The sequence below is a fragment of the Pseudomonas serbica genome (genome assembly GCF_028823535.1).
Classification (GTDB): domain Bacteria; phylum Pseudomonadota; class Gammaproteobacteria; order Pseudomonadales; family Pseudomonadaceae; genus Aquipseudomonas; species Aquipseudomonas serbica.
On record NZ_JAQIYM010000004.1, the window covers coordinates 361,603 to 377,776 of the forward strand.

12 protein-coding genes are annotated in these 16,174 nt (G+C 59.6%); all 12 read right to left on the reverse strand.

Annotation, left to right across the window (positions count from 1 at the left end; all coding sequences use genetic code 11):
• Positions 1-116 precede the first annotated feature (116 nt).
• A complete protein-coding gene (gene kdsA / locus NQL71_RS08695; RefSeq protein ID WP_077184445.1) occupies positions 117-962 on the reverse strand; it encodes a 3-deoxy-8-phosphooctulonate synthase in 846 nt (281 codons plus the stop codon).
• A 5-nt stretch (positions 963-967) separates the two neighbouring features.
• Positions 968-2,599, reverse strand: a complete 1,632-nt coding sequence (pyrG, locus tag NQL71_RS08700; RefSeq protein ID WP_046816525.1) for a CTP synthase — start codon at positions 2,597-2,599, stop codon at positions 968-970.
• A 274-nt stretch (positions 2,600-2,873) separates the two neighbouring features.
• Positions 2,874-4,190, reverse strand: a complete 1,317-nt coding sequence (gene tilS / locus NQL71_RS08705) for a tRNA lysidine(34) synthetase TilS (RefSeq protein ID WP_425520678.1) — start codon at positions 4,188-4,190, stop codon at positions 2,874-2,876.
• A 159-nt stretch (positions 4,191-4,349) separates the two neighbouring features.
• Positions 4,350-5,297 carry an acetyl-CoA carboxylase carboxyltransferase subunit alpha gene (locus NQL71_RS08710; protein ID WP_046816523.1) on the reverse strand — a complete coding sequence of 316 codons (948 nt, stop codon included), beginning with the start codon at positions 5,295-5,297 and terminating at the stop codon, positions 4,350-4,352.
• A 150-nt stretch (positions 5,298-5,447) separates the two neighbouring features.
• Entirely contained in the window at positions 5,448-8,969 is a 3,522-nt protein-coding gene (dnaE, locus tag NQL71_RS08715) for a DNA polymerase III subunit alpha (RefSeq protein WP_248686057.1), read from the reverse strand.
• A gap of 77 nt (positions 8,970-9,046) precedes the next feature.
• The gene (gene rnhB, locus NQL71_RS08720) at positions 9,047-9,673 is read right to left on the reverse strand and encodes a ribonuclease HII (protein ID WP_046816521.1); all 627 of its coding nucleotides are present in this window, start codon (positions 9,671-9,673) and stop codon (positions 9,047-9,049) included.
• An 11-nt stretch (positions 9,674-9,684) separates the two neighbouring features.
• On the reverse strand, positions 9,685-10,815 hold the full coding sequence (lpxB, locus tag NQL71_RS08725) for a lipid-A-disaccharide synthase (protein WP_046816520.1): 1,131 nt from the start codon (positions 10,813-10,815) through the stop codon (positions 9,685-9,687).
• 2 nt (positions 10,816-10,817) lie between these two features.
• Positions 10,818-11,594, reverse strand: a complete 777-nt coding sequence (gene lpxA / locus NQL71_RS08730) for an acyl-ACP--UDP-N-acetylglucosamine O-acyltransferase (protein WP_046816519.1) — start codon at positions 11,592-11,594, stop codon at positions 10,818-10,820.
• Positions 11,591-12,031: a 3-hydroxyacyl-ACP dehydratase FabZ gene (fabZ, locus tag NQL71_RS08735; protein ID WP_007978374.1), complete on the reverse strand. Its 441-nt coding sequence runs from the start codon at positions 12,029-12,031 to the stop codon at positions 11,591-11,593. Before fabZ ends, lpxA begins: the two co-directional genes overlap by 4 nt.
• 108 nt (positions 12,032-12,139) lie before the next feature.
• On the reverse strand, positions 12,140-13,195 hold the full coding sequence (lpxD, locus tag NQL71_RS08740; protein ID WP_046816518.1) for a UDP-3-O-(3-hydroxymyristoyl)glucosamine N-acyltransferase: 1,056 nt from the start codon (positions 13,193-13,195) through the stop codon (positions 12,140-12,142).
• 3 nt (positions 13,196-13,198) lie between these two features.
• Positions 13,199-13,702: an OmpH/Skp family outer membrane protein gene (locus tag NQL71_RS08745; RefSeq protein WP_008057318.1), complete on the reverse strand. Its 504-nt coding sequence runs from the start codon at positions 13,700-13,702 to the stop codon at positions 13,199-13,201.
• Between the two features lie 45 nt (positions 13,703-13,747).
• Positions 13,748-16,123 (reverse strand): outer membrane protein assembly factor BamA, encoded by a 2,376-nt coding sequence (gene bamA, locus NQL71_RS08750; protein ID WP_077184456.1) that lies wholly within the window; start codon positions 16,121-16,123, stop codon positions 13,748-13,750.
• Positions 16,124-16,174: the final 51 nt, after the last annotated feature.

Here is a 16,174-nt window from a genome sequence, read left to right on the forward strand (position 1 = left end):
GCTGGCAAGCCAGCTCCTACAGGTCACATTTGTGGGAGCCGGCTTGCTGGCGATGGCGTCCTTTCGGGCCTCATCGCTGGCAAGCCAGCTCCTACACAGGATCGGGGTTGCCGATATTACGCGGTTTCTATGGCAGGAAAACTCTTCACCAGTTCGTCCAAAGCCTTGAGCTGGGCCAGGAATGGCTCCAGTTTGTCCAGGCGCAAGGCGCAAGGACCGTCGCACTTGGCGTTGTCCGGATCCGGGTGGGCTTCCAGGAACAGGCCCGCCAGGGACTGGCTCATGCCGGCCTTCGCCAGGTCGGTGACCTGGGCGCGACGACCGCCGGCGGAATCGGAGCGACCGCCGGGCATTTGCAGCGCGTGGGTCACGTCGAAGAACACCGGGTACTCGAACTGCTTCATGATGCCGAAGCCGAGCATGTCGACCACCAGGTTGTTGTAGCCGAAGCTCGAACCGCGTTCGCAGAGGATCAACTGATCATTACCCGCTTCCACGCACTTGCTCAGGATGTGTTTCATTTCATGAGGTGCGAGGAACTGGGCTTTCTTGATGTTGATCACCGCGCCGGTCTTGGCCATCGCGACCACGAGGTCGGTCTGGCGCGACAAAAAGGCCGGCAGCTGGATGATCTCGCAGACTTCAGCGACGACCGCGGCCTGCTCGGGCTCGTGGACGTCAGTGATGATCGGCACGCCGAAGGCTTGCTTGATGTCCTGGAAAATCCGCATGCCCTCTTCCAGGCCGGGGCCACGGTAAGAGGTCACGGAGGAACGGTTGGCCTTGTCGAAGCTGGCCTTGAACACGTAAGGGATACCCAGTTTCTGGGTAACCTTCACGTACTCTTCGCAGACCTGCATCGCCATGTCGCGGCTTTCCAGCACGTTCATGCCACCGAACAGCACCATGGGCTTGTCGTTGGCAATCTCGATATCGCCTACGCGGATGATCTTCTGCGCCATGAGGTTCAAGCCTTCTTCTGGTGTTGAGCCAAAGCTGCCTTGACGAAACCGCTGAACAACGGGTGACCGTCGCGAGGCGTCGAGGTGAACTCAGGGTGGAACTGGCAAGCGACGAACCATGGATGATCCGGGGCTTCAACCACTTCGACCAGCGCGCCATCACCGGAGCGACCGGAGATTTTCAGGCCGGCTTCGATGATTTGCGGCAGCAGGTTGTTGTTCACTTCGTAGCGGTGACGGTGACGCTCGACGATCACGTCCTTGCCGTAGCAATCGTGAACCAGGGAGCCCGGCTCCAGCAGGCAATCCTGCGCGCCGAGGCGCATGGTGCCACCCAGGTCGGACGCTTCGGTACGGATTTCGACAGCGCCGGTGGCATCTTCCCACTCGGTGATCAGGCCCACGACCGGGTGACCGCTGGCGCGATCGAACTCGGTGGAGTTGGCGTCTTTCCAGCCCAGCACGTTACGTGCGAACTCGATCACGGCCACTTGCATGCCCAGGCAGATACCCAGGTATGGCACCTTGTTTTCGCGAGCGTACTGAACGGCAGTGATCTTGCCTTCCACGCCACGCAGACCGAAGCCGCCAGGCACCAGGATCGCGTCGACGCCTTCCAGCAGCGCGGTGCCCTGGTTCTCGATGTCTTCGGAATCGATGTAGCGCAGGTTGACCTTGGTACGGTTGCTGATGCCGGCGTGACTCATCGCTTCGATCAGCGACTTGTAGGCGTCCAGCAGCTCCATGTACTTGCCGACCATGGCGATGGTCACTTCGTGCTCAGGGTTGAGCTTGGCGTCGACCACGGCTTCCCATTCGGACAGATCGGCACCGCCGCATTGCAGGCCGAAACGCTCGACGACGAAATCGTCCAGGCCCTGGGAGTGCAGGATGCCCGGGATCTTGTAGATGGTATCGGCGTCTTCCAGAGCGATCACCGCACGTTCTTCAACGTTGGTGAACTGCGCGATCTTGCGACGCGAAGACACATCGATCGGGTGGTCGGAGCGGCAGACCAGCACGTCTGGCTGCAGGCCGATGGAACGCAGTTCCTTCACCGAGTGCTGGGTTGGCTTGGTCTTGGTTTCGCCGGCAGTGGCGATGTACGGCACCAGTGTCAGGTGCATCAGCATCGCGCGCTTGGCGCCGACTTCGAAACGCAGCTGGCGGATGGCCTCGAGGAACGGTTGCGACTCGATGTCACCCACGGTGCCACCAATCTCGACCATCGCCACGTCGGCATCGCCCGCGCCCTTGATGATGCGGCGCTTGATTTCGTCGGTGATGTGCGGAATCACCTGGATGGTTGCACCCAGGTAGTCACCACGGCGCTCTTTGCGCAGGACGTGTTCGTAGACACGGCCGGTGGTGAAGTTGTTGTTCTGGGTCATGGTCGTGCGGATGAACCGCTCGTAGTGGCCCAGGTCCAGGTCGGTCTCGGCGCCGTCGTGGGTGACGAACACCTCACCGTGCTGGAACGGGCTCATGGTGCCCGGGTCGACGTTGATGTACGGGTCCAGCTTCAGCATGGTGACCTTAAGTCCCCGCGCCTCCAGGATGGCCGCCAATGATGCCGATGCAATGCCTTTCCCCAATGAAGAAACAACACCGCCCGTGACGAATATGTAGCGCGTCATGAAAAACCCTAGAAGTCTGCGTTAAAGCGGTCCGAGCCGCCGGGGAAAGCGAAGGAAGGCCGAAGCCCCCGATCACCTGCATTAATCACAGTGCACCTTTCAAAAAAACCGCCGCGTTGGGACAGACCGGGAGATGAAACACCGGTTCGTTGCTCGCTACACATTTTTTGGAATCGCCCAGCAAAGACTGCTTGGTAATCGGCAACTCCTGCAATTCAGGCGAATCCACAGAAGTTGTATCAAGAAGGGAGCGTAGTCTACCGGAAAGCCCCTTTCAGCTCAAACCTTGATCTTCGCCTGGTGGTTGCCAATGTAGATTCCAGCCTCCGGCCGCCTCGCCATCCAGCCCCGACAGATTGGCCACCGCCAGCAATTGCCCGTCTTTGAACAGCAGCGGCAATCTGCCGCGCACGAACGGCGGCACCCCGCGCTCGTTGAGCAATCGCTTCAGGTCGCGATGGCCGCGGCCAGCTAACTCCATCACCTCGCCCCCTTCACGATAGCGGATCTGCAAGGGGCCATCAGGGATTTGCCCATTCAGCGTGAGCACACCGTTGTCGGGCAACGCCAGCGGCTGCGCGGGCTCAAGCCATGCTCCAGGCACTGGCGCTGGGCGCAACCAGCGACCGGATAACCACCAGATACGCCCGCCCGCCCGATGCAGCTCACCCTCGGCCAGGCGCCAGATCGGCCGGGCGTCGCCGGTGGCATCGCGCAAATCGAGCCAACCCGACCAATGGTCACTGTCTGGCAGCCGAGTCAGGGGTTCGAGCCAGTGGCTGAGCGCATTTCGCTGGCGGGCGTCGGAAAGTTTTTCCAGAGTCGCCAACTTGATCGACGGCAATTTCAACCAATCGAATTCGCTGGCGGCGCTGGCCTCGCTCAAATCGATCCGTGCCAGCTCATTTAGCAATTCCTGCGCCTCGCTCAAATGCGCAGCACTGCGCGCCATGCTCGCCATGGCCTGCGGCCAGCGTTGGGTCAAGGCCGGGAACACCTGATGACGCAGGTAATTGCGTGAGAACTGGCGATCCTGGTTTGAAGGATCCTCGATCCAGCGCAGCTTGTGTTGCGATGCATAGGCCTCAAGCTCGGCACGGGTTGCATCGAGCAAGGGCCTCAGCAGTTGCCCCTTGCCCAGCGGGCGCTGGCGCGGCATCCCTGACAATCCTCTTACGCCAGCCCCACGTAGCAGGCGAAACAGCAAGGTTTCCGCCTGATCGTCTCGGTGCTGGGCCGTCAGCAGCACTTCATTGGCTTGAGTGGCCTCGATGAACGCCGCATACCGCGCATCACGGGCGGCACGCTCAAGGCTGGCGCCGGGTTGCACCTGGACGCGAATGACTTGCAGCGGCACTCCCAGCGACTCGCACATAGAACGGCAATGCTCTGGCCACGCCTCAGCCGCAGCCTGAAGGCCATGATGGACATGGATGGCGTTCAACGCTGGCAGAGATTGGTTTTTTGCCAGATCGGCGAGGAGATGAAGCAGCACGGTGGAATCGAGACCACCGGAGAAAGCGATATGCCAGGTTGTAGCGTGGCGCCAGGGCTGAAGATTCAGCAACAGCCTGCCAGGCAGATTCATCATGGGATGACTCATATCGATCACCTAGCGCAAATCAAATGTGGGAGCGCCGGTGCGACGATTCGACTTGCTCGCGAAGGGGCTTAACATCCAACAAAATTGTCGATTGTTATACCGCGTTCGCGAGCAAGCCCGCTCCCACATGAGTAAAGCGCGGTCAGATCAGAGACCGTAGCTCATCAGACGCTCGTAACGACGGTCCAGCAGCGCCTTGTGGTCGAGCTTCTTCAGCATCGCCAGTTGCGTGCTCAGCTCGGCACGGATCGAGGCAGCCGCAGCTGCCGGATCACGGTGCGCGCCGCCCAATGGCTCGCCAATTACCTTGTCGACGATGCCCAAGCCCTTGAGACGCTCGGCAGTGATGCCCATGGCCTCTGCGGCGTCCGGTGCTTTCTCGGCGGTTTTCCACAGGATCGAGGCGCAACCTTCCGGCGAGATCACCGCGTAGGTCGAGTACTGCAGCATGTTCAGCTGATCGCAAACGCCGATGGCCAACGCACCACCGGAACCACCCTCACCGATCACAGTGGCGATGATTGGGGTTTTCAGGCGAGCCATCACGCGCAGGTTCCAGGCAATCGCTTCGCTCTGGTTGCGCTCTTCAGCGTCGATGCCAGGGTAAGCACCCGGGGTGTCGATGAAGGTCAGGATCGGCATTTTGAAACGCTCGGCCATTTCCATCAGGCGACAGGCCTTGCGGTAGCCTTCCGGACGCGGCATACCGAAGTTGCGGCGAACCTTTTCGCGCACTTCGCGGCCCTTCTGGTGACCGATGACCATGACTGGCTGGTCGTCCAGGCGGGCAATGCCGCCCACGATGGCAGCGTCGTCGGAGAAGTGGCGGTCGCCGTGCAGCTCATCGAACTCGGTGAAGATGTGTTCGATGTAGTCCAGGGTATATGGACGCTTCGGGTGACGCGCCAGACGCGCGATCTGCCAGCTGGTCAGCTTGCCGAAGATGTCCTCGGTCAGCGTACTGCTCTTGTCCTGCAGGCGGGAAATCTCATCGCCGATATTCAGCGAATTGTCATTACCGACCAAGCGCAACTCTTCGATCTTGGCTTGCAGGTCGGCGATCGGCTGTTCGAAATCTAGAAAATTCGGGTTCATAGGCGTCCGTCTTGGGTCGACGTCCAAGAGAGCTTGGGCCGGCCGGTTGTCTATTCGCGCCCTACCATAAGGGACAGGCGCGTTCAGGTCGAGATTAAATTCTGGTCAAGCTCAGGGTCCCGCTCAAAGTCAAAAGCGACACCCTGACCGTTAACGGTATTGGAGGAAGACGTTGTCTCGCCCGAACTGGTCACGCAGGGCTTGAATCAACGCATCCGCCGGGTCAATTCGCCAGCCTTCGCCGAACTGCAGCAAGGCTTTCGCATCGGGACTGGTGTAGTCCATGGTGATCGGGCATGCACCGCGGTGACGCTTCAACAGCTCACCCAGCCAGCGTAGCTGATCGCCCTTGAGATCCTTGGCATGCAACTTCAGGCGCAGGCTTTCGGCCAGGTTGGTGCGCGCATCTTCCATGCTCATCACGCGCTTGACCCGCAAGCGCAGGCCGCCGGAGAAGTCGTCGTTGCTGACTTCACCTTCGACCACCACCATCGCATCGGTCTGCAACAGCGATTGCGCGGAATGGAACGCATCGGCGAACAGCGACGCTTCGATCCTCCCCGAACGGTCGTCGAGGGTGATGAAGCCCATCTTGTCGCCTTTCTTGTTCTTCATCACCCGCAGGGCGATGATCATGCCGGCAACGGTCTGGGTATCGCGCGCAGGCTTGAGGTCGATGATGCGCTGACGGGCGAACCGGCGGATTTCGCCTTCATATTCGTCGATCGGGTGACCGGTCAGGTACAGGCCCAGGGTGTCTTTCTCACCCTTGAGCCGTTCCTTGAGGGTCAGTTCCTTGGCCTTGCGGTGATTGGCGTAGACGTCGGCATCCTCTTCGACAAACAGCCCGCCAAACAGGTCGGCATGCCCGCTGTCGTGGGTACGGGCGGTTTGTTCGGCGGCCTTGATCGCCTCTTCCATCGCGGTCAGCAATACCGCTCGGTTGCGGTCGATATTGGCCTGATAGGCTTTGGCTTCGTCATGGAAATACGGGCCCAGGCGATCCAGCGCACCGCTACGGATCAAGCCGTCGAGGGTGCGCTTGTTGATGCGCTTGAGGTCGACCCGGGCACAGAAGTCGAACAGGTCCTTGAACGGACCGTCCTGCCGCGCTTCGGTGATCGCCTCCACCGGGCCCTCACCCACGCCCTTGATCGCGCCAAGGCCATAAATGATCCGGCCTTCGTCGTTCACCGTGAACTTGAACTCGGACGTGTTCACGTCCGGCGCGTCGAGACGCAGCTTCATCGTGCGCACTTCTTCGATCAAGGTCACGACCTTGTCGGTGTTGTGCATGTCCGCCGAAAGCACCGCGGCCATGAACGGCGCCGGGTAGTGCGCTTTCAGCCACGCGGTCTGGTACGACACCAGGCCATAGGCTGCGGAGTGGGACTTGTTGAAGCCGTAACCGGCGAATTTTTCCACCAGGTCGAAAATGTTACCGGCGAGGTCCGCATCGATGTTGTTGGTCGCACAACCTTCGATGAAACCGCCTCGCTGCTTGGCCATTTCCTCGGGTTTTTTCTTACCCATCGCCCGACGCAGCATGTCCGCACCACCGAGGGTGTAGCCCGCCATCACCTGGGCAATCTGCATCACCTGTTCCTGGTACAGGATGATGCCGTAGGTCGGGGCCAATACTGGCTTGAGGCCTTCGTACTGGTAGTCCGAGTGCGGATACGCCAGTTCGGCGCGACCGTGCTTACGGTTGATGAAGTCGTCCACCATGCCCGATTGCAGCGGGCCGGGGCGGAACAGTGCCACCAGTGCGATCAAGTCTTCCAGGCAGTCGGGCTTGAGCTTCTTGATCAGCTCCTTCATGCCGCGCGATTCAAGCTGGAACACCGCCGTGGTTTCGGCTTTTTGCAGCAGGCTGTAGGTCGGTTTGTCGTCCAGCGGGATGAACGCGATGTCCAGCGGCGGCTCGTTGACCTTGGCGCGGTCACGGTTGATGGTCTTCAGCGCCCAGTCGATGATCGTCAGGGTCCGCAGGCCCAGGAAGTCGAACTTCACCAGGCCGGCGGCTTCAACGTCGTCCTTGTCGAACTGGGTTACCAGGCCATCGCCTGCTTCGTCGCAATAAATAGGCGAGAAGTCAGTCAGCTTGGTCGGCGCGATCACCACGCCACCGGCGTGCTTGCCGACGTTACGTACAACGCCTTCAAGCTTGCGGGCCATCTCCCAGATTTCCGCGGCTTCCTCATCGACCTTGATGAAGTCGCGCAGGATTTCTTCCTGTTCGTAGGCCTTTTCCAGGGTCATGCCGACTTCGAACGGGATCATCTTCGACAGGCGATCCGCCAGGCCGTAAGACTTGCCCTGCACCCGCGCCACGTCGCGGACCACAGCCTTGGCGGCCATGGAACCAAACGTGATGATCTGGCTTACCGCGTTGCGGCCGTATTTCTCGGCAACGTAGTCGATCACCCGGTCGCGACCGTCCATGCAGAAGTCGACGTCGAAGTCGGGCATGGAAACCCGTTCCGGGTTGAGGAAACGTTCGAACAGCAGGTCATATTCCAGCGGGTCGAGGTCGGTGATTTTCTGCACGTAGGCCACCAGCGACCCGGCACCCGATCCACGGCCTGGACCTACCGGCACGCCGTTGTTCTTGGCCCACTGGATAAAGTCCATCACGATCAGGAAGTAACCGGGGAACCCCATCTGGATGATGATATCCAGTTCGAAATTCAGCCGGTCGACATAGACCTGGCGCTTGGCTTCGTAGTCTTCGGTGGTGTCCTTGGGCAACAGGACGGACAGCCGTTCCTCCAGGCCATCGAAGGACACCTTGCGGAAGTACTCATCGATGGTCATGCCATCGGGAATCGGGAAGTTGGGCAGGAAGTGCGTGCCCAGCTTGACTTCGATGTTGCAGCGTTTGGCGATCTCGACGGTGTTTTCCAGCGCCTCGGGAATGTCGCTGAACAGCTCGGCCATTTCCTCGGCACTTTTGAGGTACTGCTGATCGCTGTAATTCTTCGAACGTCGCGGGTCGTCGAGGGCCCGACCCTCGCCGATGCACACACGGGTTTCGTGGGCGGCGAAATCTTCCTGCTTGATGAAGCGCACGTCGTTGGTCGCGACCAGCGGTGCGCCGATCTTCTCTGCCAGCGCCACGGCACCGTGCAATTGCTCTTCATCGTTGGGGCGGTTGGTGCGCTGGATTTCCAGGTAGAAGCGATCCGGGAAAACCGCCATCCATTCACGCGCCAGGTTTTCCGCTTCGTCGGGGTTTCCGCTGAGCATGGCCTGGCCGATCTCGCCTTCCTTGGCCGCCGACAGCATGATCAGGCCGTCGCTGGCTTCGGCTACCCACTCACGCTCGATGATGATCGAGCCATTGCGTTGCCCTTCGATGAAACCGCGAGAAATCAACTCGGTGAGGTTGCGATAACCCGCGGCATTCATCACCAGCAGGCTGATCCGGCTCAGGGGGTTGTCCGGATCCTTGTTCGACAGCCACAGGTCGGCGCCGCAGATCGGCTTGATCCCGGCACCCATGGCGTTCTTGTAGAATTTGACCAGGGAACACATGTTGTTCTGGTCAGTGACCGCTACGGCAGGCATGTTCATGCCGACCAGCGTCTTGACCAGCGGCTTGATCCGCACCAGACCGTCGACCAGGGAGTATTCAGTGTGCAGGCGTAGGTGAACGAATGAAGCCGGCATAGTGATCCTGCGTTAAGTCATGAAAACAACAAGGCCCGGATTGTACCGGGCCTTGGTAAAAAAAATCAGCCTTGCAACTAAGTCTCGATGAGACTCTCCCGGGCCTCGTACGCCAGACGCACCGGGGCAAACGAGCGTCGGTGAATCGGGGTCGGCCCCAGGCGTGCAAGCGCTTCCAGATGAACGGGCGTCGGGTAGCCTTTGTGCCCGCCGATCCCGTAACCCGGGTAGATCAATTCGAAAGCAGCCATTTCACGGTCGCGACTGACCTTGGCCAGGATCGATGCCGCGGCGATCGCCGGAACCTTGCCATCGCCCTGCACCACCGCTTCGGCACGCATCGACAGTTTCGGGCAACGGTTGCCGTCGATCATCGCCAGTTTCGGCTGGATGTGCAGCCCGGCGATGGCGCGCTGCATGGCCAGCATGGTGGCGTGGAGGATGTTCAGCTCATCGATTTCTTCGACTTCGGCGCGGGCAATGCACCAGCTCAGGGCTTTTTCGCAGATTTCGTCGTAGAGTTTTTCGCGCCGGGCCTCGGTGAGCTTCTTCGAGTCGTTCAGGCCGAGGATCGGACGGTTCGGATCAAGAATCACAGCCGCCGTCACCACGGCGCCACAGAGTGGGCCGCGGCCGACTTCGTCGACACCGGCAACCAATTCTTCCACTTCAGCGACCAAGGTGAAATCCAGCCCCATCTGCATGCTTGCTTTACTCATTGTACTTGGCCGATCAGGTTCAGCACTGCATCCGCAGCCTGGTTGGAAGCGTCCAGACGAAGGGTCCGGTGAATTTCATCAAAACCACGGGTTTGCTCCTGGCCACCTTCGATCAGCGGCGACAAGGTCTGGGCCAAGGCTTCGACGGTGGCGTCATCCTGCAGCAACTCGGGCACCAACAGGCGTTGGGCCAGCAGGTTCGGCAAGGAGACGTAGGGGCTTTTCACCATGCGCTTGAGAATCCAGAACGTCAGCGGTGCCAGGCGATAGGCAACGACCATTGGCCGCTTGTACAACAAGGCTTCAAGCGTTGCTGTACCGGAGGCAATCAGCACGGCATTGCATGCCGCCAAGGCCAGATGGGACTTGCCGTCGAGCAAGGTCAGCGGCAAATCGCGACCCACCAGCAGTTCTTCAAGCTGGGCCCGGCGCTGTGGGTTGGCGCATGGCACTACAAACCGCACTCCGGGTCGCATTGCCCGCAGGCGCTGGGCCGTATCGAGAAACAAGGCACCGAGCCGGCCCACTTCGCCGCCACGACTGCCCGGCATCAGTGCAACCAACGGCCCTTCAGGCAATCCCAACTCGGCTCGCGCCGCAGCGCGGTCGGCTTCGAGCGGAATGGCATCGGCCAGGGTATGCCCGACAAACCGCACCGGCACACCCTTCTCTTCGTAGAATTTCGCTTCGAACGGGAACAGCGTAAGCATCAGGTCGCAACCTTCGCGAATCTTCAGCACCCGCTTCTGCCGCCAGGCCCAGACCGACGGGCTGACGTAATGCACGGTCTTGATCCCGGCCTGACGCAGCTTGAGTTCGATATTGAGATTGAAGTCCGGGGCATCGATGCCGATGAACACGTCTGGTTTCGCGGCGATCAGGTCGGCCACCAGCTTCTTACGGCGCGCCAGCAATTCACGCAACCGACCCAAGACTTCCACCAGGCCCATCACCGACAGACGTTCCATGGGAAAGTAGGACGCCAGGCCTTCGGCCTGCATCAACGGGCCGCCGACACCGATGAACTCGACCGCCGGATGGCGAGCCTTCAGCGCGCGCATCAGACCCGCGCCCAGAATGTCGCCGGAAGCCTCACCTGCCACCAGCGCAATACGCAAATTGGCCATGGTTAGCGTGTGATGCCGCGGGTCGAGGACTGTATGGAGTCGCGGAACACCGCCACTTCCGGGAACTGGGCAGAGGATTCGGCCAGTTCGGCGAGCGCCTGCTCAACCGTCAGGCCCTGGCGATAGACCACCTTGTAGGCACGACGCAGGGCGTGGATCGCGTCTTCGCTGAAACCGCGACGGCGCATGCCTTCAAAGTTCATGCTGCGGGCTTCGGCCGGGTTGCCGAACACCGTGACATACGCCGGGACGTCCTTGCCGATCGCCGTACCCATGCCGGAAAAGCTGTGGGCACCAATGTGGCAATACTGATGAACCAGGGTAAAACCGGACAGGATCGCCCAGTCTTCCACGTGCACGTGGCCGGCCAGCGCCGTGTTGTTGACCAGGATGCAGTGGTTGCCGATGACACTGTCGTGACCGATGTGGGCGTACGCCATGATCAGGTTGTGATCGCCCAGGGTGGTTTCCGAACGGTCCTGAATGGTCCCACGATGGATCGTCACGCCTTCGCGGATGACGTTGTGGTCGCCCATCACCAGGCGGGTTTCCTCGCCTTTGTATTTCAGATCGGGCGTGTCCTCACCTACCGAGGAAAACTGGTAGATACGGTTGTACTTACCGATTCGGGTCGGGCCCTTGAGAATCACATGCGGCCCGATCACGGTCCCCTCGCCGATTTCCACACCTGCGCCGATGATCGACCACGGGCCGACCTCGACGCCGTCAGCCAGAACGGCCGTCGGATCGATGATTGCGCGAGGGTCGATCAAACTCATAGTTTGCGTTCCGCGCAGATGATTTCAGCAGAGCAGACCGGCTTGCCATCGACCGAAGCCTGGCACTCGAACTTCCAGATCTGACGCTTGCAGCTGATGAACTTGGCTTCAAGGATCAGCTGATCGCCCGGCAGTACAGGCTGGCGGAAGCGCAGCTTGTCGGAGCCGACGAAGTAATAAAGGGTGCCGTCGGCGGGTTTCACGTCGAGCATCTTGAAACCAAGGATCCCTGCAGCCTGAGCCATCGCTTCGATGATCAGTACGCCTGGCATGATTGGATGCGCAGGAAAGTGACCATTGAAGAACGGTTCGTTGATGCTGACATTCTTGTAGGCGCGAATGCGCTTGCCTTCAACATCCAGCTCCACTACCCGGTCCACCAGCAGGAACGGGTAACGGTGAGGCAGGTATTCGCGAATCTCGTTGATGTCCATCATTTCGGGGGGAAGCCTATGTAAAGATTGGGAGTGCGCGACTGACGCACACTCCTCTAGCAAATCAAGGTCGCAGTCTAGCGGCTGTGCACGCTTGATATGGAAATGGTATCAGCCATCTGATGAAGCATTACCGCCAGGGGTCACTTCCCCTGTTTGCTTTTCCAGCTGTCGCAGACGCCGCGCGATGTCATCGAGCTGGCGGATACGTGCCGCGCTTTTGCGCCACTCGGCGGCTGGCTGCATCGCCGTACCGGACGAATAGGCACCCGGCTCGGTGATCGAGTGGGTCACCATGGTCATCCCGGTGATGAACACGTTGTCGCAAATATCGATATGCCCCACCAGCCCTACGCCACCGGCGAGCATGCAATGCTTGCCGATTTTGGTGCTGCCGGAGATACCCACGCACGCCGCCATGGCGGTGTGATCACCAATCTGGACGTTGTGGGCGATCTGAATCTGGTTGTCGAGCTTCACGCCGTTACCAATGACGGTATCGGCCAGCGCGCCACGGTCGATGGCGGTATTCACGCCGATTTCCACGTCGTCGCCGACCAAGACACCGCCGATCTGGGCGATTTTCTGCCAGATGCCTTTCTCGTTGGCAAAGCCGAAGCCTTCACCACCGAGCACTGCACCGGACTGAATCACCACCCGCTTGCCCACGCGCACGTCGTGATACAGCGTGACGCGCGGTGCCAGCCAGCCACCTTCGCCGACAACGCTACGGGCGCCGATGAAGCAATGCGCGCCAATAGTGGTACCGGCGGCAATATGCGCCCCGCTTTCGATGACCGCAAATGCACCGATACTCGCAGCCGGATCGACCACCGCGTCCGCGGCAATCACTGCCGTCGGGTGAACGCCGGCGGCCGCCTTGGGCTTGGGATCGAACAAATGGGAAACACGCGCGTAGGCAGCGTAAGGATCGGGCACCACCAGGCAATCCCCGACAAAACCTTCGGCGTCAGCGGCTTTGAGCAACAACGCTGCCGCCTGACTGCCTGCCAGGTATTTCCGGTATTGGGGGTTTGCGAGAAAGCTCAACTGAGCTGGGCCAGCCTCCTGCAAGGTGGCTAGCCCAGTAATTGCTTTCTCCGGGTCGCCACGTAGCGTGGCGCCGAGGAACTCGGCCAGTTGGCCGAGCTTAATGGTCACTGTCATGGATTATTTCAGCTGATTCATGCGCTCGATAACCTGGCGCGTGATGTCGTACTGAGGTTTGACATCAATCACTGCACCACGCTCGAAGACCAGGTCAAAAGCACCTTTCTTGATGACTTCTTCCACAGCGCTGTCCAGTTTCGGCTTGAGCTGCTTCAGCATTTCACGGTCGGCAACGGCCTTGGCTTCGTTCAGCTCCTTGGACTGGAACTGGAAGTCGCGGGCCTTTTGCTTGAATTCAAGCTCCAGACGCTCACGCTCGCCTTGCTGCATTTTGTCGCCACCGGCCATCAGACGATCCTGGATCCCCTTGGCGCTGCTTTCCAGGGTCTTGAGCTTGCTCAGCTGAGGACCGAATTTCTTCTCGGCATCCACGGCGTATTTCTTGGCCGCATCGGACTCCAGCAGGGCCATCTGATAGTTCAGGACAGCGATTTTCATGTCGGCAAATGCCGGACCTGCGACCAGTACGGAAGCCAGGAGAACCAATTGAGTCAACTTACGCACGATGCACTCCTACAAAATCCATTGTCGTTATCTTGGGTCAGACGCTTAGAACGTCTGGCCGAGGGAGAATTGGAACACTTGAGTTTCAGCGTCATCCGGCTTCTTGACTGGCAGGGCCAGCGCGAAACTCAGAGGACCCAGTGCGGTGACCCAGGTCACACCCACACCGACGGAACTGGCCATATTGCTCAGACTGATATCGTTACACTTGGTGTTGGACTTCGTGCCATCGGCGTTCACAGTATCCGAGCACGATGAGTCGAATACGTTACCCACATCCCAGAATACCGAAGTGCGCAGGGAACGCTGGTCCTTGACGAACGGCAGCGGGAACAGTACTTCCACACCACCCTGGATCAGCACGTTACCACCGAACGGCAGCGGATCCTGGTCCGGGTCGAAAGCAGTGCCAGGGTTCTTGCCGGTACTTGGGGTACTGCGAGGACCCAGAGTGCTGTCCTTGAAGCCACGAACCGAGTTGAAACCACCAGCATAGTAGTTTTCATAGAATGGCAAGCCATCGGTCGAACCGTAGCCATCGCCATAACCCAATTCGGTATGCAGGCGCATGGTGTAGTTGTCGCTCAAAGGCTGGAACAACTGGCCGCGGTAATCGAGCTTGAAGAACGACAGGTCGCTGCCCGGCGTCGTGGTTTCCAGCACGAGGCTCTGGGAATGACCACGCGTTGCCAGTACGCCTTTGTTCAAGGTGGACTCGGACCAACCGGCCGAAGCCTTGAAGTTCAGGTACTTGTCGCCTTCCTTGTTAACGAAGTCGAAGATCTCGTCAACGGTATACACACCCGTCTTGATCTCGTCCTGCTGGGCCGTCAGGCCGAAGGTCAGACGCGAAGTCTCACTGATCGGGTAGCCGACGCTCACGCCCGCACCCAGGCTGTCCACGGCATAGCTGGCAACGTCGACGTCGAGGTCGTCGTAGTCAGTTGTACGATAGAAGGCGTTGTAGCCCAGGCTCACGCCATCGGCAGTCCAGTAGGGGTCGACGTAACCGAAGTTATAGCGGCTCTGGTATTCACTGCGGGTCAAGCCGATGCTGACCTTGTTACCGGTACCGAGGAAGTTGTTCTGGGTGATCGAACCACCGAGGATCAAGCCCGCGCTCTGGGCGAAACCGACACTGGCGGTAATCGAACCGGAGGCCTGCTCTTCAACGCTGTAGTTGACGTCAACCTGGTCATCGACACCCGGTACGGCCGGGGTTTCAACGTTGACTTCCTTGAAGAAGCCCAGACGTTCCAGACGGGTCTTGGACTGGTCGATCAGGTAGGTCGACGCCCAACCGCCTTCCATCTGACGCATTTCACGACGCAGCACTTCGTCTTCGGACTTGGTGTTGCCACGGAAGTTGATGCGGTTCACGTAGGCACGCTTGCCTGGATCGACGGCGAAAGTGATGTCTACCGTGTGATCGTCATCGTGGGGCTGAGGCACGCCATTGACGTTGGCGAAGGTGTAGCCCTCGTTACCCAGGCGACGGGTGATCAGTTCGGACGTGGTGGTCATCAGCTTGCGCGAGAACACCTGGCCTTTCTGCACCAGCAGCAGGGACTTGACCTGGTCTTCAGGGACTTTCAGGTCGCCGCTCAGCTTCACGTCACGAACGGTGTACTTGTCACCTTCGTTGATGTTGACGGTGATGTAGACGTGCTTCTTGTCCGGGGTAATGGACACCTGGGTCGAAGCGATATCCATGTTGATGTAGCCGCGGTCAAGGTAGTAGGAACGCAGGCGCTCCAGGTCACCGGAGAGTTTTTCACGGGCGTACTTGTCATCGTTCTTGAAGAACGACAGCCAGTTGGTGGTCTTGAGTTCGAACAGGTCGATCAGGTCTTCGTCCGCGAACACCGTGTTGCCCACCACGTTGATGTGCTGGATAGCCGCAACGGTGCCCTCGTTGATGTTGACCTTCAAGCCGACGCGGTTGCGTGGCTGCGGGATCACTTCGGTGTCGACGGTAGCCGAGTAGCGACCCTGGGCCACGTACTGGCGCTGCAGCTCGTTACGTACACCTTCGAGGGTGGCGCGCTGGAAGATCTCGCCTTCGGCCAGGCCGGATTGCTTGAGGCCCTTCATCAGGTCTTCGGTGGAGATCGCCTTGTTGCCTTCGATCTCGATACTGGCAACCGACGGACGCTCGACTACCGTGATGACCAGGACGTTGCCATCGCGGCCCAGCTGGATATCTTGAAAGAACCCGGTTTTGAACAGCGCACGAGTGGATTCCACCAGGCGACGATCATCCGCCTGTTCACCGACGTTCAACGGCAAAGCACCAAAGACGCTACCCGCGGAGACCCGCTGGAGGCCATTGACGCGAATATCAGAGATAGTGAAGGACTCGGCGTGAACTTCGGCGATCATCAATACGGTGAGAACCGCAGTTAGCAGCAGACGTTTCATGAAGTCCTTTCTTATTCCAACTGGCAATAAAAACTGCCGCAAAATGCGGCA